Source organism: Bradyrhizobium sp. WSM4874 (assembly GCF_055811835.1).
In genome coordinates this window covers 1-310 of record NZ_JBVVPR010000255.1, presented here as the reverse complement: position 1 = coordinate 310, position 310 = coordinate 1, and the positions used below count along the sequence as shown (strand labels likewise).

The window sequence follows — 310 nt, the reverse complement described above, 5'->3', positions numbered from 1 at the left end:
CTGGGGTTGGCGCTCGGCGGCCGGCCGGCAGCAAGCTTCGCCAAGCGGCTCATGCTGCCTGTCAGCAACGATACCTTACTGCGGGTGGTCCGCCGGCGGACGGCGATGCCGACGGATCCATTGCTGGTTGTGGGTATCGATGACTGGGCGTTCCGGAGAAACCGTCGGTACGGGACCATCGTGTGCGATTTGGAGCGTCGGCGGATCGTTGCCTTGCTGCCCGACCGGGAAACGGCGACCGTTCAGGCGTGGCTGTCGAAGCACCCGGGCATCAACATTGTGTCGCGAGATCGCGGTGGTGGATATGGCG

The 310-nt window shown here is 65.2% G+C and carries 1 protein-coding gene; it reads left to right on the top strand.

From position 1 onward, the window contains the following. Nucleotides 1-310, top strand: a 310-nt coding sequence (locus AC0L3P_RS40265; protein WP_473309495.1) for a transposase, incomplete at both ends; no start/stop codon positions are given.